This window comes from Bradyrhizobium guangxiense (assembly GCF_004114915.1).
Lineage (GTDB): Bacteria > Pseudomonadota > Alphaproteobacteria > Rhizobiales > Xanthobacteraceae > Bradyrhizobium > Bradyrhizobium guangxiense.
Window position 1 is genome coordinate 896,703 of sequence record NZ_CP022219.1, and the last position, 20,883, is coordinate 917,585.

Consider the following 20,883-nt stretch of genomic DNA (forward strand, 5'->3'; position numbering starts at 1 on the left):
GTGAGTGATGTGTTCGCCGACAGCCCGGCGCAGTCCACCAAGCCGACGATCTTCTTCGACGGCGTGTCGAACCGCAGACGGCAGGTGACGCTGACGTTCGGTGACGCGCTCGAGATTTCCGAAGTGGGCGGAACACCGGTTCGCTGGGCCTATCCCGACCTCCGCCGCGCCGACGGTCCGCCCGGGATGTTGCGCCTGGCGTGTACCAGCGCGCCGCCATTGTCGCGGCTGGAGATCCGCGACGCCGCGCTCGCGGCAGATGTGACCGCCCGCTGCCTGCGGCTCGACGATCACCGGACCTCGCGCCGCGGCGTGGCAAAGATCGTCGGCTGGTCGGTGGCGGCGGCCGTCTCGATCGTCTGTGTGGTTCTTTTCGGCGTGCCGCTCGCGGCCGACCGTCTGGCGCCGCTGGTGCCGAAACCCGTCGAACGGCGCATCGGTGACGCCGCCGAAGTGCAGATGAAGACCATCTTCGGCCGTAACGTGTGCGAAGAGCCCGCGGGCAAGGCCGCCTTCACGAAGCTCGTCAACCGCCTGCGCGATGCCGCCGGCCTCGACGATGATTCCATGACGGCCGGCGTACTGCCAACCTCGGTGCCGAATGCGTTCGCGCTGCCCGGCGGCAAGGTCTACGTGCTGAAGGGTCTGCTCGACAAGGCCGAGAATCCGGACGAGCTCGCCGGCATCCTCGCCCACGAGTTCGGCCATCTCAAGCATTACGACAACATGCGCGGCCTGATCTACAACGGCGGCACCTCGTTCCTGATCGGCCTGTTGTTCGGCGACGTCACCGGCTCCGGCGCGGGGATCTTCGCCTCGCGCAATCTGGTCGAGGCCTCCTATTCGCGCGAGGCCGAGACCGGTGCCGACACTTTCGCGATCGAGGTCATGCACAGGCTCGGCCGCTCGCCGAACCCCGCCGCAGAGCTGATGTTCCGCATCACCGGCAAGGAAGGCGGCTCCACGCTCACGACGATCCTCGCCAGCCACCCGCTGACCGAGGACCGCCTCGCGCGCATGACCAGGGAAGACGGCCCAGCCTCGGGCCCGCCGCTGCTGACGGACAAGGAGTGGCAGGCGCTGAAGCTGATTTGCGGCAGCGGAAGGGGCTAGCTACCGGGTCCCGTAGGCGCGATCGCCAGCATCGCCGAGGCCGGGCAGGATGAAACCGTTCTCGTCGAGGCCTTCGTCCACGGCAGCGGTCCAGACCGGCACGTCAGGATGAAATCCGCGCAGCCGTTCCAGGCCTTCAGGAGCCGCGATCAGACAGGCGAGGCGAATGTCCCTGGCGCCGCGCTCCTTCAGCCGGTCGATGGCGGCGACGGCCGTGTTGGCGGTAGCGACCACCGACGTCACCACGATGGCGAGGCGCTCGCTGAGATCGGACGGCGACTTGAAGAAATACTCGACCGCGGCAAAGCTGTGCGGCTCGCGGTAGAGACCGATATGCGCGATGCGCGCGGTCGGCACCAGGTCCATCATGCCCTCGACGAAGGTCGTGCCGGCACGCAGCATCGGCACGAACACCAGTTTCTTGCCGGCGATCTTGGCCGAATGCATCGTCGCCAGCGGCGTCTCGATGACGGTATCGGCGAGCGGCAGATCGCGCGTCACCTCGTAGCAGAGCAGCATGCCGATCTCCTTGATCAGCTCGCGGAATGACTTGGTCGAGATGGACTTGTCTCGCACCAGCGTCAGCTTGTGCTGCACCAGCGGATGATCGACGATCGTGACGCCTTCCATGATGAGAAACCTTTCTTTCTTCTCCCCTTGTGGGAGAAGGTGGCATAGGCGGCCTTCGGGCCGCCGTTCTTAAGAACGCCGAAGCTTAGCTTCGGCTACGGCGCCCGATGAGGGGTTCTCTCCGCGAACTTCACTGAGAGAGGTGCCCGCGGAGAGAGACCCCTCGCCCCGCTTCGCTTTCGCGAAGCCATCCTCTTCCGCAAGGGGAGAGGGTTAGAAAACCGTGCCGTCGCTGATCACCTTGAGCGGCGGCGAGCCGTCGGGACGGCGCGCAAAGGCGATGGCGCGGCCGGCGGCCCACGTGCCGCCTTCCAAGATGCTGGCGAGCGGTAGCGTCTCAGGCGTGCGGCAGAGCTTCGTGCGGATGCGCTCCGCCAGCCTGTCGAGCAGCGCAACCGTCAGCGCGCGCCACTCCACGACGAGCAAGGAATCCACCGCATGCGCGCGCTCCGCATCGGCGGCATCGCGCAGGCGCAGCACCCCGTGATCGACGAACAGGCCGCCATTGCGGTATTCGGCAAGCCCGGTCAGGCCGTCGATGTCGGTGACGTCAAATCCGGCGCGCTGCAGCGGCTCGATCAGCGAATAGCTCAGCCATTGCGACAGCTTGTGCAGCGGCACGAGGCCGCCCGTTCCGTCATCGGCCTTGAGCGCAGGGTGGCGCCAGCAATCGCCGAGCGGGACACCGGCGAGCGCGAGTCGCGAGGGCCAGATCGGCCCCAGCTGGTTCAGCACCGCCGACAAAATGGTGGGAGCGGCAATGGCGCCGCCGTTCGCTTGCGCCGCGATATGATCGAACAGGCCGCCCGGCCGTGGCCTGTCGCGCAGGCCGAACACCTCCGCGCGCTCAGAGACCTGCTTGCCCAGACGGCGCAGCAGATCGGTGCGTCCTTCGAGGCCGAGCAGCGGATTGGCCTCGCTGACCTGAAAGGCGAAGGTGAGAGAGGCGAGCGGCAGTCTTGCCAGCACGTCCGCATCGGCCCTGAACGGCGCGCGGGGCTCGCCCGAGAAAAGGCCGCCCGCAAACATGTCGAGGCTCGCGATCGCGAGCCCCTCGGATCGGCCGATGCTTTCGCCGCTGGTCGCATCGCGATATCGCCACGTTGCGCCAGCGCCGGCGTCGAGCAGCACGCTGACGATCGCGAGGTCGAACTCCGCGCGCGCCCGCGCCGCGCGATCCGGCCACGACGCCGCATTCGCAAGGCCCGACCAGCGGTCGACGCCGCCGATCACGAAGTGCCGCCAGCGCGCATGGAAGGGAATCTCCAGCGTTGGATAGGCTCTTCGCGTGATCGCGAGCACGGCCTCTGCGACATCGTCCATGCGGTCGAGATCGATGGTGAAATGGCTCAAGCCGCCGGCAAGGCCGATCTCGAGCATTTGTCCGGCGCGCGCGCGAACCGCCTGTGCGGTGAGCAGTGCGCGTGCCTGTCGTTCCAAAGCTTCCGCCATCGCGCGATCAGTATTTTTCCAGCGAACGGCCGACCACGCCGTCGATGTCCTTCTCGGGCGCGATGTCGGTCGAGTAATAGCCGGCGGCCTTCTTCGCGGCGATCTCGACATAGGCGTCCGCCGGGATCAACTCCGGCGGGATCGGCACGCGCTCGACGATGTCGATGCCTTGCGAGGTCAGCGCGTCGTATTTCATGTCACTCATCGACAGGAAGCGGTCGATCCGCTTCAGGCCGAGCCAGTGGATCGTATCCGGCATCAATTGCTGGAAGCGCGCATCCTGCACGCCCGCGACGCATTCGGTGCGCTCGAAGTAGGCCGCGGCCGCGTCGCCGTCCTCCTGGCGCTTGCGGGCATTGTAGACCAGGAATTTGGTGACCTCGCCGAGCGCGCGGCCCTCCTTCCTGTTGTAGACGACGAGCCCGAGCCCGCCCTCCTGCGCGCCGCGCGCGGATTCCTCGATGCCATGGATCAGATAGGGGCGGCAGGTGCAGATGTCGGAGCCGAACACGTCCGAGCCGTTGCACTCGTCATGCACGCGGCAGGTGATTTTGGTGCGATGATCCGGCAGCTTGGTGACGTCGCCGAACATGTAGACGGTGGTGCCGCCGATCGGCGGCAGGAACACCTTCATGTCCGGGCGCGTCACCAGCTCGGGGAACATGCCGGCGGTCTGCTCGAACAGCGTGCGCCGCAGCTCTGTCTCGCTGGTGCCGAAGCGTGCCGCAAGGCCGGGCAGGTACCAGACCGGATCGATCGCGATCTTCACCACGGAGACGCTGCCATTGGCATGCACGACCTCGCCGTCGGCGCGCAGCCGTTTTGCGGCGAGCGCGTCGCGGATTTCCGGCAGGTCCAGCCGCGCCCGCGTCACCGCAATGCTCGGGCGGATGTCGGCGCCCTCGGCGATCTCCTGACGGAAGTTTTCCGCAACGAGGTGCCCCCAGGGATCGAGCGCGACGATCTTGGTGGGATCGCTCCATTGCGGGAACGGGCCGATGGTCGCCGCCGGAAACGTGTTGGTGAGGTCAGGCCTGCGAATCGGATCGAGCGCGCCGGCCGACACTGCGAGCGCACGGTACATCGCATAGGAGCCGCCATGGCTGCCGATCACGTTGCGATCGCCTGCGCGCGACACCGTGCCGATGATCGGCCCACGGGCGCGTGCCTCACTGGCGCCCCAGTGGATCGGAAAGGCGGAGGTCCGGCCCGGCTCCGGATGGGAGGTCAGGCGGATGTGGTCAGTACGGTTCGCGCGGCTCATGTCCAGGCTCCCAAAACGCCAACGGCCCGCCGCTCGGACGGGCCTGGCTCGCTTGCGGCACCGCTTTCGGAACGGCGGCGACGCAAGCTCAATCCAACATATTGTAGCGGCAGCTCGCGACAGACAAGTTAATCGTGCTCGGCGGCTCAAGAGACCTATCCAGCACGCGTCTCGATCGACGAACAGCGCTCCCCTCTATATCTATGTAATCGTTCGCATTTTTGAAGAGGCCCAGGTCGCTTCCGCAAGCTAAACAGGCGACTGGATAAAACCTGCATATTCGGACATATCGACCGGATCGGCTCTGCCCCCGGAGACTCTCATGCCCGCCAGCTACATCGATCCCCGCAACGGACAGCTCTACCCGCTCGACCAGCCGCGCTGGTGCTCGGACGAGCGGACGCCGCTGCTGGTGACGCCGGGGGCAGGGATCTCGCGTGAGGACATCGAAGGCCGGACCCGCTCGCTGTGGCGTTACCGGGCTGCGCTGCCGGTCGAGATCAAGACTCCGATCACGCTCGGCGAAGGCTGCACACCGCTGGTGCAGCAGGACTGGGGCGAGCTGCGCCCGTTGTTCAAGCTCGAATGGTTCAACCCGACCGGCAGCTTCAAGGACCGCGGCTCCGCCGTGATGCTGTCCTTCCTGCGCCAGATCGGCGTCGATGCCATTCTCGAAGACTCCTCCGGCAATGGCGGCTCGTCGATGGCGGGGCTGGGCGCCGCCGGCGGCATGCGCGTGAAGATTCTTGCCCCCGCCTCGACCTCGCCCGCCAAGATCGCGCAGGTGCGCGCCTATGGCGCGACGGTGCAGCTTGTCGAGGGCCCGCGCGAAGAATCGGAAGCCGAGGCCATCCGCCAGTCGAGCCAGACGTTCTACGCCAGCCACAATTGGCAGCCGTTCTTCCTCGAAGGCACCAAGTCGCTGGCCTACGAGATCTGGGAGGACCTCGGCTTTCGCGCGCCCGACAACGTCATCGTTCCCGTCGGCGCCGGCAGCAGCCTGCTCGGCTGCGCCTTCGGCTTCCGCGAGCTGAGGAAAGCCGGGCAGATCGCAAAGCTGCCGCGCCTGTTCGCGGCGCAGCCGCTGAATTGCTCGCCGATCGATGCGAGCTTCAAGGCTGGCGTCGATACGCCCGTTGCGCGCGAGATGAGCAAGACCATCGCCGAGGGCACTGCCATCAAGCATCCGCTGCGCCTGCGCGAGATCATCGGCGCGCTCAGGGAAAGCGGCGGCGGCACTATCGCGCTCACCGAAGAGGAGATCGTCGCCGCTCTGCGCCGCCTTGCGCGCCAGGGCCTGCTCGCCGAGCCCACCAGCGCCAGCGCGGCGGCGGCGCTGGACAAGCTCGCAGCAGCCGGCGCCATCAAGGCGAATGAGACCACGGTGGCAGTCCTCACCGGCACCGGCCTCAAGGCCGCGACGACGGTGGCCGATCTGGTGCAGTAGGTCGGAGCGGGCGCTTACCCTCCCCTGGAGGGTGGGCACCTCACTCCTTCAAATCGTTCACCTGCTTCACCCAGGCGCGCACATCGGCGAGCACGGCGGGCAGCACGGCCTTGACCTCGGCCACCGTCATGCCTGCCTTGATGCGGGGATCGTACAGCAGGTTGAGGATGTACTGGTCGTAGACGTCGAAATAGCCCATCGAGACGTTGTCGTTGAACATGGTCCAGGGCACGCTCGTGGTGTCGTTGATGGGCCCGAGCGATTGCAGCAATTCCTCATAGGCGCAGTCGAGAAAGACGAAATCGCCGTTGTCGACGGTGAGGATGACGTCGGAATGCTCGATCTCGAAATTGTCGTTCTTGCGGAAGCCGGACAGGCATTGCGGGTCGAGCGAAGAGCGGATCTCGCGCGCCTTCTCCGCGCCGTAGAAGCTCGAGATGGTGCGGAAGAGGTCGCGGTCGCGCACCAGCTTCACCCGCACGTTCGCCGCTTCGTTGGTTTCGATCATGGCGATGTCGAGGTGCTGCACGCGCCTGCCGATGTCGGCTACGACTTTTGCAAGCTGTGCCTTGCGATCGGCGCGGTCGCTCTCGGCGTACACGCGCACCGGACCGTCGAACTTGCGGATGCGGTCGACCCGGCCGGCGAGGTGATATTCGGCTCCGAACGCCGTCTTCAGGAAGCCCTCGACGATCTCGCCGTCGGTAAAACTCTTCTTCTCGGAGCGCTGGCGCGAGGAGATCGCGGGCAATTCGCCCGCGGCGGCGGGGGGCGCGGCGTCGGCCGCGCATGTGAGCACTGCGAGCGCCAGCAGGGCGAAGCGAAGTGCAGCCGAGGACGGGTTCAATGCGCTCATCGTCGTACGACGCTGCCGTATTCACGCCCCGCGCACAAGTCGGCAAATTCACGCGTTCGGCGGGTTCCGTCCGTTCTTGACCTCTCCCGCAAACGGGAGAGGGAGTGCACTCCTGCGAGGAGGTAACTGCGCGCTAGTTGTTCAGCACCACCACCGTGGTACCGACCGAGACGCGGCTGTAGAGGTCGGTGACGTCGTCATTGGTCATGCGGAAGCAGCCCGAGGAGACGGCCTGGCCGATCGTCTCCGGCTCGTTGGAGCCGTGGATGCGGTAGAGTGTCGAGCCCAAATACATCGCGCGCGCGCCGAGCGGATTCTCGATGCCGCCCTTCATGTGGCGCGGCAGGTCGGGCCGGCGGGCCAGCATCTGCGAGGGCGGCGTCCAGTCCGGCCATTCCTTCTTGGCGGTGATCTTGTGGACCCCGCCCCAGCGGAAGCCGTCGCGGCCGACGCCGATGCCGTAGCGCAGCGCCTGGCCGTTCTGCAGCACCAGATAGAGCCGCCGCTCGCTGGTGTTCACCACGATCGTGCCGGGGGCGTAGTTGCCGTTATACATGACGGTGGTGCGGGGGATCGGGCTGGCGCCGCCGCGGAAGAAGTTCGGGCCGCCGCCCATGATGTCGCGCGAGTCGTACTCTTCGGCGAGCGCGCCGCCCGCCGCGGCCGACAGCAGTGCGATGGCGGCAATCGGCGCGGCAAAAAACCGGATCATTGTCTCCCCCAGCAAAAAATCGATTCAACAAAGGCCACAGGCCATATTTGCGGGCTTTTCGCAAGCCACGGCCCCGTGAGGGTCCTCCCGGGACCGCGTTATCGAATCGGCAACCATTAGCCAAACCGGCGCATCGTCACGCGGGGCAGGGCCGCGATGGCGGCTATTGCTTTGACGCAACGCGCGAACAATGATTGATCGAACGGATATCTGGACATGGCCGATTGCGGGAGCTTGGGATGAACGGTGCGGAAAGCCTGGTGCGGACGATGGTCAAGGGTGGGGTGGATGTCTGCTTCACCAACCCAGGCACCTCCGAGATGCATTTTGTCGCAGCGCTCGACCGCGTGCCCGGCATGCGCTGCGTGCTCGGCCTGTTCGAGGGCGTCGTGACCGGTGCCGCCGACGGCTATTTCCGCATGAAGGGTACGCCGGCCTCGACCCTGCTGCATCTCGGCCCCGGTCTCGCCAACGGCCTTGCCAATCTGCACAACGCCAAGAAGGCCAATTCCGGCATCGTCAACATCGTCGGCCAGCACGCGGTCTACCACATCGGCTATAACGCGCCGCTGACCTCCGACATCGAGGGCCTGGCGCGGCCGATGTCGTCCTGGGTCCGCACCTCGCCGGACGCCAAATCGGTCGCCGCCGACGGTGCCGCGGCCATTGCCGCCGCGAAAAGCGCGCCGCCGCAGATCGCGACCCTGATCCTGCCGGCCGACACCGCCTGGAACGAGGCCGATGGCGTCGCCGAGGTTCCGGCCGAGCAGCAGCGCGCGAGCTATTCGCCGCAGGCGGTGGAGCAGGCCGCGAAGATCCTGCACGGCGACGGCGAGGGCACGCTGCTCCTGATGACCGGCAGCGCGCTGAGCGAGCAGGGCCTGGCGCTCGCCGAGCGCATCGCGAACAGGACCGGCTGCACCGTGATGGGCCCGACCTTCCGTCCCAAGATGGCGCGCGGCCGCGGCCGCTATTCGATCGACCGCATCCACTACGTCATCGAGCAGGCGCTGCCGATGCTGGCAAAATTCCGTCACATCGTGCTGGTCGAGTCCGATGATCCCGTGGCGTTCTTCGCCTATCCGAACAAGCCGAGCGTGCTGCGTCCCGAAGGCTGCGACGTCCATCGCATGACCTCCTGGGGCGAGAACTCGGTCGCCGCGCTCGAGGCGCTCGCCGACGCGGTGAAGGCCAGCGCCAAGGACGTCAAGCCGCAGGCTTTGCAGGAGCTGGTGAAGCCGACCGGCGCGCTGACCCATGCCTCGATCGCGCAGTCGATCGCCTATGCGATCCCCGAGAATGCCATCCTGGTCGACGAATCGCTGACCACCGGCCGTGCCTTCTTCCCGCCGACGGCCGCCGCGGCGCCACACGACTGGCTGCAGAACATGGGCGGCTCGATCGGCTTCTCGACGCCGCTGTCGATCGGCGCGGCGATCGCCTGCCCCGACCGCAAGGTGATCACCATGGTCGGCGACGGCAGCGCGATGTACACGATCCAGTCGCTGTGGACGCAGGCGCGAGAGAACCTCAACATCGTCACCATCGTGTTCGCCAACCGCATCTACCAGATCCTGCGCGGCGAGTTCGACAATGTCGGCGCCGGCGAGCCCGGCCAGCGCGCCAACGACATGCTTCGGCTCGACCGGCCGACGCTGGATTTCGTGGCGCTGGCCAAGGGCATGGGCGTGCCCGGCCGCGCCGTCACCAATGCCGACGAGTTCAACAAGGCGCTGGCCGAAGCCGTCGCCGAGCCCGGGCCGCGGCTGATCGAAGTGCAGATGTAGTGTTTTAACCTCTCCCCGCTCTTTCGCGGGGAGAGGTCGGATCGCGTGGCGATCCGGGTGAGGGGCAAGGCAAGCTGCAAGCCTGAGCAAAGGCCCATCTGACTCGCGCGCCGCGCGCGTTCGACCTATCATCTCAACCAAATTCGCGGAGACGGCCCCTCACCCGCCCTCTCCCCGTAAGAACGGGGCGAGGGAGCGGGAGACCGGTCGGGACGCGCACAAGGTCGAAATGAGCCCGGAGGCAAAATGCAGACCGAGCTGAACAAGGTGATCGCGGCGCTGCGGGACTTCTACGCCCACGAAGCCTTCCTGTTCGAGAAGGACATCGGCGAGCGCGCGGTCACCCACCGCTTCGCCGTGCATCTGGAGAAGCAGTTCTCCGGCTGGTCGGTCGACTGCAATTACGACCGGCTCGGCGAGCGCACGCTACATCTGCCGCACGGCACCATCATCTCGACCGACGATCATCTCGGCAAGTCGATCTATCCCGATGTCGTCGTGCATCAGCGTGAGATCCCGAACAATCTGCTGAGCGTTGAGATCCGCAAGGCGAGCAATCACACGCCGCTGGAGCACGATCAGCACAAGCTGCGGGCGCTGACCGATGTCCATGTCTGGTTTCCCTACTGGATCGGCGTATTGCTGGTGCTGGACAAGGACCGGGCGACGATGTCGGAGGTCTATGTCAGCGGCGCCGTCGATGAACCGCTGTCGCGCTGGTTCGCGTCGCGGCTGGAGGAGATCGGCTTAGGGGCTCGCGCCTGAAGCATGATCCGGAGAAGTGCGAAGCGGTTTTCCGGAAAGATCAAGCGCAAGCAACAACCCAAAGCGCGACGACGATTCATCCAAATCTCATCGCGCTTGAGAGGCGCGCGGCGTGCGCGATCGTTGCGCACGCCGCAATGTTGTCAGTGGTAGTAGGGCTGCGAGTAGGCGTAGCGCGGGTTGATGCCGCAATAGGCCGACGTTCCCGAGGCCGTGGCGACACATTGCTGGTAGCTGGCGAATTGGCAGTTGCCAGGATAGCCCCAGCTGCGGCCTTGCAGGCAGTACCTGTCGTTTCCGGCCTGGGCCGGGACCGCCGCCAACGATGCGGCGATCAAGGTCGCAAACGATGCAAACGTGAGGATGGCGCGACGCATTTCAGTCTCCTTCGAAGGTGGGGGGAGCGGCCGCGCCTCGGCGGCGTTCCCGTGGCTTGTCTGACGCATGGTCATATTCTGTTAGTCTCCGCGACGCCGAATGCGTTCGAGGCGAGCTACATCGCGACGCAGCAAGCGGCGGGCAATGTGATCTCGGCCACAGTTCTCGTGTGGGGCCGGACCCAATATTGACAGACTTGCACGCGTCGATGCCGCAGGCCTACGTTCGGCCTCAATCGGATCAGGCAATTTTGGAGGTTCTGATGCAAAAATCATATTTGCTGGCCGCGACGGCAGCGCTGGCGCTCATCATGCAAACCCCGCTTGCGCTGGCCCAGACCGCGCCGGCTGCCGGCGGAACCGCGGCGCCTGCGGCGACATCCACTGCGCCGGCGACGACACCGGCACCGGCACCGGCACCGGCACCGGCCGCCACCACCGACAGCGCGAGCCAGCCGACCGACTCCAAGAAGAGCGCGTCGAAGAAGCCGGCAAAAAAGAAGATGACGCGGCAGCAGGAAATCGATCATTCCATCGACTCCGGCACCGTGCCCGCCCGTTATCGCAGCTCGGTCCCCAAGCAGTACCAGCACTATATTCCGTTCGAGAAGCAGTGACGGATCGCGCGGTGGCGTGGGGCTCTCGGCTTCGCGCCGCCGGTGCTGTCGAACAACCGGTCCTTCGACCCTGCGACGAACCGCCTCCGCCGCACGGGCTCCCGCCACACATCCCCCGGTGGCGGTCTGCTAGCGCAATGCTAGACTAGAGCGGTTTCGAGCGAAGTGGACACCGGTTCGTGTGAAGAAAACGCGTCAAAACAAGAATCTGGAGCTTCGGTTCTGATTCAATCAGAACCGAAGCTCTAGGCGAATCCCGGGGGGAATGATGAGTGACGACGTGAAGGATGCTGGCCTCGTGGCCATGATCAGCAGCATCCTCGGAGGCAACAAGCGCGCAGACAGTGTTGCACCGCCGCCGCTCACCGAGGGTCCGCCGACAGCGCCGTCGAACGGAGCAGAGGCCGATGCGGCGCCGGCCGCCGAGCCGCCCTCGCAAGGGGAAGTGTCAGACGCGGCGCCGGCGATCGTGGGGCCGGTCGAGCAGCCTGCAAAAATCGTCACCACCCGGGATGGCAGGCGGCTGCTGCCGGCCGAAGCGATCGCCGATCTCGTGCTCGGGGAATTGCGCAAGCTGGAGGATTTTCCGGCGAGCGGCGCCTCGGTCACGGTCTATGGTTACCGGCATTGGAACGCGATGATCACCTTCGCGCCGTTCTCGACCAATTTCCAGAATGCCACGCGGTTCCGCCAGGCCATGCCGGATATTGTCTTCAAGCTCCGTCGTTTCGTCGAACTTGAGATATAATCTGGCAAAAGCGGTGACCCCTGGCGCCGCTCCGGACAGTTCGACAGGATTCTTGAATTGAGCGTCGCCTTTACCAAGGAAGAAAGCGCCGAAACCGCGTCCGAGACGCTGTTACCGGACCGCCCGATCTCGCCGCATCCCAACCTCGTGACCGAGGCCGGCCTAAAGGCATTGCAGGCGCAGCTTCAAGAGGCCCGCGAAGCCTATGAAGCCGCGCAAGCCATCGAGGACGTCAACGAGAAGCGCCGGCAATCCGCCGTGCCCTTGCGCGACGCCCGCTATCTGACGGAACGCCTGCGAACCGCCCAGCTCGTGCCCGATCCTGTCGCGACCGATGTCGTCGCCTTCGGCAGTACGGTCACCTTCAGCCGCGCCGACGGCCGCGTGCAAACCTACCGCATCGTCGGCGAGGACGAAGCCGACCCGAAGGCGGGGACGATCTCCTTCGTCTCGCCGGTGGCGCGGTCGCTGATGGGCAAATCGGTCGGCGATGTCGTGGGCGCGGGCGCGCAGGAGATCGAGATCCTGTCGATTGCCTGAAGCATGATCCGGAACAGCGCGAGGCCGTCGTCTCCGCCAAACAAAGCGTGATGGTCGAATGAGACGGTTTCTGTCGGGAGCGCTGCCGTTCTACGCGCTGGCTGCACTCGCCATGTGCATGTCCCTCGTCCTGTACAGGACGAGCCTGTTTGACTTGAATGCCATCGTCCGGGAGGCGACCGCGTCGTGGTGGTTTCCGGCCTTCATGTTCGTCTGCGTGCTCCTGGAGTCGGTCTTTCCGTATTTCGGCTATTTTCCCGGAACCGCGCTCATCCTGATGTCCGTGGCACTCAGTCCGAAATCCGCGGATGCTTCCGTGTTTGCCGTGTCGTGGCTCGCCATCATCATGGGCGCGGTCTTGAGCTACGGACAGGCTCGTTTCTTCAGACCGTTCCTGCAGCGGGTGGCCTCAAGGGCGGCACTGAAGCGATGTGAGTCCTTGTTCGACGCCTACGGCGCTTACGCGCGCATCGCCTTGTTTGTGCATCCCAACGCCTGCGCGATGTATTTCACGGCACTCGGACTGCTCGGTCGCAGCCTGACGCGAGAGCTTGCCTATCTCTGCGCGGGTGCAGCGGCCGCCGTCGGCATTCTGTTCGTCATCGTGACCAGGCTCGTGTCATCCGTCGGTCCCACCGACGACGGCGAATTGCAGATGCTGCTGGCGGCCGCGCTGGCCGCGATCGGGACCCTCGTCGGTCTCTATACCGTCTGGCGGACGGAGCCGGTCGCCTGAAGCGCCGCTCTCTTCACGTGCCCTTCACCCCCGGTAGCTGAACGCCCGTCAGCTTCTCCAATTCGGCGATGAGCTCGTCCTGGAATTTCGCATCGGCCGCCTCGCTGGCCGGCTGCTGCCGCCCGAGGTGATGCCAATAGCACCCGCTGACCAAGGCAGCGGAATCCTCGGCAACCGCCAGCCAGGTTTGCGTCCGTTGTCCGGTGTCGATATCGACCGGCGCGCCCGCGCCGCCCATCCTGGTACGGACCCAGCCGGGATCGACCGCGTTGCTGAGGACCTCAGGCCAGCGCCGCGCCAGCGCGAAAGCCAGCGCGACGACGTGCAGCTTGCTCTCGGCATAGGCCTTGGCGGAATCCCACGGACGCTTGGTCCAGTCGAGGTCGTCGAGCGATCCCTCTCCGCCCCTGTGCAATCCGCTGCTGAGATACACCAGCCGACCGGGCCGCTGGATCAGCGCCGTCAGCATGTAGGGCGCAAGCGTGTTGATGGCGAGCGTTTCGGCATGGCCTTCCGGCGTCGCGCCGCGGCCGGGCCGCGTGTAGACGCCGGCATTGTGGATGATCGCATCCATGCGTCCGATCGCGTTGACCTGATCGGCGATATCCTTCGTCTCTGCTGCGCTTCTGAGATCGCCGATCACGATTCCATGGGAACGTGACTTCAGCTCGCCAAGCGCGTCGACGCGTTCGGCCGATCGCGCGTGCAGCACCACACGGTGGCCTTGATCGAGCAGCGATTGCGCCGCCGCGCGGCCGAGGCCGTCGGTGCTGCCGGTGATGAAGATGGTTGCCATGCGCGCTTCCCTGGATGTTTCACGCGCAGTGTACCGCGCCCTCGCGTCAATTCCGAGACTGTCCGTCGCTCCCCCTCTCCAGCCAATCCGCGTTCGAGCCGCCCGAGGATTCCTGAATGGCGATGTGGGTCATCGCCTCGTCGGCGCTTGGTCCCGCCACTTCCCGAAGGTCCGCCGCTATGCGGCACGAACGGTGTGGCCTGCAGCGGCAATCTGTGGAACTTGCCGCTTCGGGGGCAGATCGCGGAGGGGAATTGACGCGTAGTAAGATTGAAAATCAACCAACGATACGTCTGGTCGGAAGCACCTGATGGTGGAATAATTCCGGACGCATTCTTGATTGAATTTTGACGTCGGCCGCGAACCGGCTGACGACCTGGATTTTCATCATGGCCGCGCCTCCTCAGGACGTTGTGGCGGACTTGCAGCAAGAGAACGCGCGGCTCCTGGCCGAATTGCGCGCCGCACAAGATCGCGAGACCGCCACCGCGGACATCCTCAAGATCATTGCCAGCTCGCCATCGGAGGTGAAGCCGGTATTCGATGCGATCGCGAGGCGCGCCAATGCTCTGCTTGGCGGCTTTTCGACGACCGTATTCCGCTTCATCGACGGCAACGCCCATCTGGCGGCCTTCACGCCGACGAATTCTGCCGCCGATCGAGCTTTGCAGAAGATGTTTCCGCGCCCGATTGCCGATTTCGAGAGTTTTGAAAGGACACAGGCCGGTAAAGTGGTGCCGACTCCCGACACCGAAGCGCTGACAAACGACATCAAATTCATCGCGCGCGCCCGCGGTTTTCGCAGCATGTTGTTCGTTCCGCTCGCGACCGGCGGGGTGGTGATCGGCATGATCAGCGTAACGCGGGTCGAGCCGGGTGCCTTCGCTCCGCATCATGTGCAACTTCTGCAGACCTTCGCCGATCAGGCCGTGATCGCTATCGAGAACGCGCGGCTGTTCGATGAGGTGCAGGCGCGCACTGACGACTTGCGAGAATCGCTTCAGCAGCAGACGGCGACCGCCGATGTGCTGAAGGTCATCAGCCGTTCCGCGTTTGATCTACAAACGGTTCTCGACACGCTCACGGAATCGGCGGCGTGGCTCTGTGGCGCTGATATGGCGGCAATCGTCCGGCAGGGCACTGACGGCGCCTACTATCATGCAACTCGGTACAATTTCTCGCCCGAGTGGGCCAAGGTCTCCGCGGGCATTCGACTCAATGCTGGACGTGGCAGCGTCGTTGGGCGCGTCCTGCTGTCCGGCAAGGCTGTCCAGATCCAGGATGTTCTTGTCGATCCCGAATACGCTTATCCCGAGCAACAGCGGGCCGGCGGTTACCGGACCCTCCTGGGCGTACCTTTGCTTCGATCCGGAGAAACGATCGGCGTGCTGTTCCTGGGCCGCAAGGCCGTAAACTCGTTCACGGACAAGCAGATCGACCTGGTCTCCACTTTCGCCGATCAGGCCGTGATCGCGATTGAGAATGTCCGGCTGTTCGATGAGGTCCAAGCGAAAACGCGCGATCTCGCCGAATCGCTCCAGCAGCAAACCGCGACCGCCGACGTGCTGAAGGTGATCAGCCGCTCGACCTTCGATCTGCAGACCGTGCTCAACACGCTGGTCGATTCGGCGGCACGGCTGTGCGAAGCGGAGATGGCATTCATCATGCGCCGCGAAGGCGATGAATATCAGGCCGGAGCAGCGGTGGGGTTTTCCGAGGACTACATCGAGTTTCTGCGGGGGCATCCCATTGCCCCCGGACAGAGCACGGTCACAGGTCGGGCCGTGCTCGAGCGCCGTCCGGTGCAGATCCTCGATGTCGCGGCCGATCCCGAATACGGCCTGCGCGAGTCCGTTACCTTGGCTGGTCAGCGCACGGCGCTCGGCGTTCCCCTCCTGCGCGAGAGTGAGCCGATCGGCGCGATCGTAATCGCCCGCAAGCGCGTGCAGCCCTTCACGGAAAAGCAGATCGAGCTGGTCGCTACCTTTGCCGACCAGGCCGTGATCGCTATCGAGAATGTACGACTGTTCGAACAATTGCAGACCAGAACGCGGGATCTGTCCGAGGCGCTGACGTACCAGACCGGCAGCGCCAATATCTTGCGGGTTATCGCGTCCTCGCCGACCGAGGTCGGTCCGGTGCTCAAGGCGATCGTAGAAAGCGCATGCGGGCTTTGCGAGGCATATGATGCGCTGGTCGTTCTGAGGGACGGCGACGACCTCGTCATCCAGGCGCACCACGGACAAGTTCCCGTGGTCTGGAGCCGGCGGGCGATCAGTGTCAAATCGCCCACCGGCAGGGCGATCATCGACGGCCGCACCGTTCATGTGCACGACCTGCTCGGGCCCGAAGGCGAGGAGTTCCCGACCGGGCGTGAATATGCGCTTCGCTCGAACGTTCGGACCGTTCTGAGCGTGCCGCTGTTGCGCGATGGGGAAAGCATGGGTGCGATCGTGCTTCGTCGCACGGAGGTTCGTCCATTTGGCGAGAAGCAGATCACCCTGCTTCAGACTTTCGCAGATCAAGCTGTCATCGCCATCGGCAACGTGCGTCTGTTCGAACAGTTGAATGAATCGTTGGAGCGGCAAACGGCAACGTCGGAAGTGCTGGAAATCATAAGCGCTTCATCGGGCACGCTGACTCCGGTCTTCGACAAGATGCTGGAGAACGCGACGCGAATTTGCGGCGCCGGCTTCGGCACGATGAATCTCTACGAGGACGGCGGCTTTCGTACGGTTGCCTTGCACAACGCGCCACAGGCTTATGTTGATACCCGGCTGTACCAGAGCATTCGCCCACATCCGGCAAGCGGACTAGGCACCGTCGAGAAAACTCATCAGACCGTTCATATCGACGATATCAGGACCGAGCCGCCCTACGTCGAAGGCAACCCGAACGTTCGCGCGCTTGCCGACCTTGCCGGCGCACGGACCCTGGTCATCGTCCCCATGCTCAAGGAAGATGAGCTGATTGGCACCATCACCATCTTTCGCCAGGAGGTTAGATCCTTCACTGACAAGCAGATCGAGCTGGTGTCCAATTTCGCGCACCAGGGCGTGATCGCAATCGAGAATGCACGCCTGCTGAACGAGCTGCGTGAGCGCACCATGGAATTGTCGCAATCCCTCGAGGAATTGCGAAATGCGCAGGATCGGCTGATTCAGACCGAGAAGCTTGCCTCGCTCGGACAGCTCACCGCCGGCATTGCACATGAGATCAAGAACCCGCTGAATTTCGTCAATAATTTTGCTGCGCTTTCCTCCGAACTCATCGATGAACTCGGCGACGCGCTGCGCTCAGCCGGGCTCGTTGAGGCAGCAAGGCTGGACATCGATGCGCTGATACACCTGCTACAGGGCAATTTGGAAAAGATCGTGCAGCACGGAACGCGCGCCGATTCTATTGTCAAGAATATGCTTCTGCACTCTCGTGAAGGGTCCGGCGAACGTCGCGCGGCGGATATCAATGCCATCCTCGAGGAAAGCCTCAACCTTGCTTATCACGGAGCGCGCGCCGAGAAAGCGGGCTTCGATATCACGCTTGAGAGGAATCTCGATCCGTCTGCGGGTGCGCTCGATCTGTATCCTCAGGAGATCACGCGGGTGTTCCTCAATCTCGTGTCGAATGGCTTCTACGCGGCTTGCAAACAAAAGGACGCCGCCGGCGACGGCTTCGAGCCAAGGCTGCGCGCCACGACCACAAACCTCGGCGGCGCCGTCGAGATCCGGATTCGCGACAACGGCGCCGGCATCCCGGCCGACGTGAGAAAGAAAATATTCAACCCATTCTTCACAACCAAGCCCGCAGGCGAAGGAACCGGCCTTGGCCTTTCCATCTGCCACGACATCATCGTGAAACAGCACGGCGGCAGCATCGAGGTCGATACCGAGCCTGGCGATTATACGGAGTTCATCATTAGGCTGCCGCGTACGCTGGCGGCGCCATCGCAGACCGGAGGCAGAAGTTGAGCGTCTTCATATTGGTGGTCGACGACGAGCCCGATGTCGAAGCGCTATTCCGCCAGCAGTTTCGGCGCGATCTGCGCGCCGGTCGTTTTCTCATGGAATTTGTCCCGTCGGCACCGTTGGCGTTGCAGCGCGCGGCCGAGATAGAGGATGCAACTCTGATTTTGATCCTGTCCGACATCAACATGCCCGGCATGAGCGGCCTGGAGATGCTGCCTATCGTGCGCTCGGCCCGCCCCGATGTACCGGTCATCATGATCACGGCCTATGGTGACGCCGAGACCAAGCGCAAGGCGCTGGCGAACGGGGCAGCCGACCTGTTGACCAAGCCAATTGACTTCGCGGCGCTGCGTCAGCAGATCGATGCGAGGCTTGAGCAGGTCGCGTGACTGCAATCATTGTCGCATCCTGCGTCAATGTTCGCTGCAAACACCGGAGGTCAAAAATGAAGACGCTCTTGGTCCCGCTTCAAAATATTCCGATGATGACATCCACGCTCGATGTCGCCGTACGCCTCGCGCAACGTACCGGCGCCTATATCGAAGGATTCCCGCTCCGGTTCGGTATCCCTCAATATCTAGCTGCGGAATTGGCCACCGGCATTCTCATGGATTCGTATGAAGTGAAGAGCGAAGCCGAATTGAACGACATGCGCGACTTTTTCGAAGCATTCATGCTGAAGCACGATGTTCCTCGATCCACTGCTGGATCGGGTCGGCCATGTTTCGGCTGGCTGGAGACCGCGCCTGAGGGCGAAGATTTTGTCGGAAGTTATGGGCGCGCTTTCGATCTGATCGTGATGGCACGGTCGGACATTGATGCTGCGGGCCCTCACCGCCGCGCGATTGAGTCTGCGCTGTTCGAGAGCGGCAGGGCCGTTCTACTTGTGCCATCGTATGCGCCAAGAAGCGTCGCAACCAACATTATGATCCACTGGAACGGTAGTACGGAGCAAGCTCGGGCCAACGCATTTGCCATGCCGTTGCTTCGTCTGGCCGAAAGGGTATCGGTCCTAACCGTGGTTGGCGGCAAAGCCGTACCAGGACCGTCTGCCGATCAGATCGTTCAGCAATTGCGGTACAATGACATTCCAGCGCAGGTGAGAAGGGTTGAACTGGAGGATCGCGACACCGGTGAGGCAGTCCTCGATGCCGGTAGAGCTGAAGGCTGCGACCTCTTGATCAAGGGAGCCTTCACCCGCACCCGGTTGCGGCAAATGATATTCGGCGGGGCGACCAGCTATATCCTGGAGCATGCGGATCTGCCTGTCCTGATGGCTCATTAGAGCCGCTCGCCTCTCCCGAGGTCATCCCATCCGGCACCTGGTTTGCCTGACGCGGCAAACCAAGAATCGGACAGCCGTAACCCATTGATCCGACTGGTGCCGTCTACTGTGCATGGGGTTGTTTTCGAGGTTTTGACAGAGCGGGAGCAAGACGCCCCAGTCCGTCTACGCTCTTCGAGCTACGCCGGACACGCTTCGCCATCATTAGGCGTGGCTGCGCCACGCGAAGCCTTCTGACGAAGCGTGGTGGGCGCACAAGGGATCGAACCTTGGACCTCTCCCGTGTGAAGGGAACGCTCTCCCGCTGAGCTATGCGCCCGGGACCATCATGCAGACGGCCGGACCTGTCCGGCCGGCCGACGCATTGGAGCCCGCGATTTAGAAGTGCAGGCTTGAGGTGTCAAGTTTCCAGGCGCCGGGGAGCTCGAAAACCTTGCCTCGGTCACGCCATTTGCGGCGGAGAGGCGATTTCGGGGCCCTTACGCGCCCTGCTGGCGGGCGCGGGAGGCGTGGGCCTGCAGCGCCCGGATGCGCTCGGCCAGCGTTCCACCGCCTTCGGGCAGGTTCGGCGTGCCATTGGTCGCGGCGTCGTTGGCCGGGCGCGGCGCCGGCTTCGGCGGCTGGCCGACCTCGGCCGCGAGCAGCGCCTCGATCGGCGAGTTCGGGCCTTCGAGCTGCATCGCGAGCTTGGCGACTTCCGCGGCGATGTCGTTGATGCGCTCACGCAGCAGCGCATTCTCCATGCGCTCGGTCGCCCAGGAGCTCTCGGCCTGCTGCTGGATCGCGTTGATATCGCGCTGCAGTTTTGCCCGTTCGTCGCGGGCGGTGCGGAGCTGCTCCTCCAGCGCGGACTTCTCCGCGCGCAACTGCTCCATCGCGGCCGACGATTTGCCGCCGCTGAGGCCCGCGATCTCGACGCGCAGCTCCTTGATGGTGCGCTCGGCCCCTTCATTGGCCTGACGGAGCTGGTTGTTCTCATAGTCGCGCTCGGCGAGCAGCTTGCCTTGCGTGGCGAGCCGGCCCTCGAGGTCGGCGACGCGGGCCGACAACATCTCGGCTTCCTTGACCTGCACCATCAACTGACGATCGAGCTCGGTGACGCGCTGGCTCAGATTCTCGACCCGGCCGCGGGCATCGCCGAGCTCACGCGAGGCTGTCTCCGATTCCAGGCGCTCCTGCGCAAGCCGCGCTTGGGTGGCGGCAAACTCCTTCTCGGCGTCGCCGACGCGGTTCTTCAGCTCTTCGATCTGCGCGCGCACCGCGATCAACTCGACCTGGCGGCTCTCGGCCATCATCGAGCGGTCGGACAGTTCGGAGTTGATCTTGGCGAGCTCGTTCTGCTTGTCGGTCAGCGCATTCTCGGCCGCGCGCAAGGCTTCGGTCTTGGCGTTGAATTCTTCCTCGGTGGCGCGGAGCTGCTCCTTCACCGCCTTCTCGCGCGCCTCGAGGGCGAAGATCGTGGCGTTCTTCTCCCCTAACTCGATCTTCATGCGGTTGATGGCGTCGCTCTTCTTGCCGAGCTCGGCGAGCTGGCTCGTGGTCTTGCTCTTGAGCTGCTCGACGCTCATCTCGAGCCGCCGCGCCGACATGGCGAATTCGGCGCGGAGCTGGTCCTTGTCGGCCTGGATCTCTGCCATCGACAGCGGCGTTGCGGCCTCTAACCGGCGCGTGGTCAGGCGCACGGCGCGATTATGCACCAGCGGCACGATGGCGAGCCCGCACAGCATCGAAAGCAGGAAACCGATCGCCAGGTACATGATCGGTTCGACCATGGGCCAGAACTCCCAAGCTTA

At 64.3% G+C, this 20,883-nt stretch carries 19 protein-coding genes and 1 tRNA gene; 11 read left to right on the forward strand and 9 right to left on the reverse strand.

The features are described from left to right. A complete protein-coding gene (locus X268_RS04305; RefSeq protein WP_128923772.1) occupies positions 1-1,113 on the forward strand; it encodes a M48 family metallopeptidase in 1,113 nt (370 codons plus the stop codon). Here the strand turns inward: X268_RS04305 and upp are convergent, their stop codons facing one another. The 3 genes from upp to X268_RS04320 all read right to left on the reverse strand — a co-directional run bounded on the left by upp (position 1,114) and on the right by X268_RS04320 (position 4,459). After that, the gene (gene upp, locus X268_RS04310) at positions 1,114-1,743 is read right to left on the reverse strand and encodes a uracil phosphoribosyltransferase (RefSeq protein ID WP_128923773.1); all 630 of its coding nucleotides are present in this window, start codon (positions 1,741-1,743) and stop codon (positions 1,114-1,116) included. It lies immediately after the preceding gene. A gap of 213 nt (positions 1,744-1,956) precedes the next feature. After that, complete coding sequence (locus X268_RS04315) at positions 1,957-3,195, reverse strand: URC4/urg3 family protein (RefSeq protein WP_128923774.1); 1,239 nt, start codon at positions 3,193-3,195, stop codon at positions 1,957-1,959. Positions 3,196-3,202: 7 nt separating this feature from the next. Continuing rightward, a complete protein-coding gene (locus X268_RS04320; RefSeq protein ID WP_128923775.1) occupies positions 3,203-4,459 on the reverse strand; it encodes a GTP cyclohydrolase II in 1,257 nt (418 codons plus the stop codon). A 322-nt stretch (positions 4,460-4,781) separates the two neighbouring features. On the opposite strand from X268_RS04320, the gene X268_RS04325 reads away from it, so the two are divergent. After that, on the forward strand, positions 4,782-5,906 hold the full coding sequence (locus X268_RS04325) for a threonine synthase (protein ID WP_128923776.1): 1,125 nt from the start codon (positions 4,782-4,784) through the stop codon (positions 5,904-5,906). Positions 5,907-5,946: 40 nt separating this feature from the next. Here the strand turns inward: X268_RS04325 and X268_RS04330 are convergent, their stop codons facing one another. After that, positions 5,947-6,762, reverse strand: coding sequence for a DUF2927 domain-containing protein (locus tag X268_RS04330; RefSeq protein WP_128923777.1), 816 nt, complete (start codon positions 6,760-6,762; stop codon positions 5,947-5,949). Between the two features lie 133 nt (positions 6,763-6,895). Then, positions 6,896-7,474 (reverse strand): L,D-transpeptidase, encoded by a 579-nt coding sequence (locus X268_RS04335; protein WP_128923778.1) that lies wholly within the window; start codon positions 7,472-7,474, stop codon positions 6,896-6,898. A 239-nt stretch (positions 7,475-7,713) separates the two neighbouring features. On the opposite strand from X268_RS04335, the gene X268_RS04340 reads away from it, so the two are divergent. Both X268_RS04340 and X268_RS04345 read left to right on the forward strand, forming a co-directional pair. Continuing rightward, positions 7,714-9,261 carry an acetolactate synthase large subunit gene (locus X268_RS04340; RefSeq protein WP_128923779.1) on the forward strand — a complete coding sequence of 516 codons (1,548 nt, stop codon included), beginning with the start codon at positions 7,714-7,716 and terminating at the stop codon, positions 9,259-9,261. A 246-nt stretch (positions 9,262-9,507) separates the two neighbouring features. Then, positions 9,508-10,026 carry a hypothetical protein gene (locus X268_RS04345; RefSeq protein WP_128923780.1) on the forward strand — a complete coding sequence of 173 codons (519 nt, stop codon included), beginning with the start codon at positions 9,508-9,510 and terminating at the stop codon, positions 10,024-10,026. Positions 10,027-10,169: 143 nt separating this feature from the next. Here the strand turns inward: X268_RS04345 and X268_RS04350 are convergent, their stop codons facing one another. Beyond that, positions 10,170-10,403, reverse strand: a complete 234-nt coding sequence (locus X268_RS04350) for a DUF3551 domain-containing protein (protein WP_128923781.1) — start codon at positions 10,401-10,403, stop codon at positions 10,170-10,172. Positions 10,404-10,666: 263 nt separating this feature from the next. Here X268_RS04350 and X268_RS04355 point away from each other — a divergent pair, with 263 nt between their 5' ends. The 4 genes from X268_RS04355 (at position 10,667) to X268_RS04370 (ending at position 13,044) form a co-directional block, all read left to right on the forward strand. Beyond that, on the forward strand, positions 10,667-11,020 hold the full coding sequence (locus X268_RS04355; protein ID WP_128923782.1) for a hypothetical protein: 354 nt from the start codon (positions 10,667-10,669) through the stop codon (positions 11,018-11,020). 268 nt (positions 11,021-11,288) lie between these two features. After that, complete coding sequence (locus X268_RS04360) at positions 11,289-11,768, forward strand: hypothetical protein (RefSeq protein WP_128923783.1); 480 nt, start codon at positions 11,289-11,291, stop codon at positions 11,766-11,768. 57 nt (positions 11,769-11,825) lie between these two features. After that, entirely contained in the window at positions 11,826-12,308 is a 483-nt protein-coding gene (gene greA, locus X268_RS04365) for a transcription elongation factor GreA (protein WP_128923784.1), read from the forward strand. A gap of 58 nt (positions 12,309-12,366) precedes the next feature. Then, complete coding sequence (locus X268_RS04370; protein WP_128923785.1) at positions 12,367-13,044, forward strand: hypothetical protein; 678 nt, start codon at positions 12,367-12,369, stop codon at positions 13,042-13,044. A gap of 13 nt (positions 13,045-13,057) precedes the next feature. On the opposite strand, the gene X268_RS04375 is transcribed toward X268_RS04370, so the two are convergent. Continuing rightward, on the reverse strand, positions 13,058-13,840 hold the full coding sequence (locus tag X268_RS04375; protein ID WP_128923786.1) for an SDR family NAD(P)-dependent oxidoreductase: 783 nt from the start codon (positions 13,838-13,840) through the stop codon (positions 13,058-13,060). 389 nt (positions 13,841-14,229) lie between these two features. Between X268_RS04375 and X268_RS04385 the strand changes: the two genes are divergently transcribed. The 3 genes from X268_RS04385 to X268_RS04395 are packed head-to-tail and all read left to right on the forward strand — an operon-like array spanning position 14,230 to position 19,090. Beyond that, positions 14,230-17,808, forward strand: a complete 3,579-nt coding sequence (locus X268_RS04385) for a GAF domain-containing protein (protein WP_245477775.1) — start codon at positions 14,230-14,232, stop codon at positions 17,806-17,808. Next, positions 17,805-18,194, forward strand: a complete 390-nt coding sequence (locus X268_RS04390; RefSeq protein ID WP_128923788.1) for a response regulator — start codon at positions 17,805-17,807, stop codon at positions 18,192-18,194. Before X268_RS04385 ends, X268_RS04390 begins: the two co-directional genes overlap by 4 nt. 56 nt (positions 18,195-18,250) lie before the next feature. Next, a complete protein-coding gene (locus X268_RS04395) occupies positions 18,251-19,090 on the forward strand; it encodes a universal stress protein (RefSeq protein ID WP_128923789.1) in 840 nt (279 codons plus the stop codon). A gap of 244 nt (positions 19,091-19,334) precedes the next feature. Here X268_RS04395 and X268_RS04400 read toward each other — a convergent pair. Further along, positions 19,335-19,409 (reverse strand) — tRNA-Val (locus tag X268_RS04400). 160 nt (positions 19,410-19,569) lie between these two features. Further along, positions 19,570-20,862, reverse strand: a complete 1,293-nt coding sequence (locus X268_RS04405; RefSeq protein ID WP_128923790.1) for a coiled-coil domain-containing protein — start codon at positions 20,860-20,862, stop codon at positions 19,570-19,572. Between the last annotated feature and the right edge of the window lie 21 nt (positions 20,863-20,883).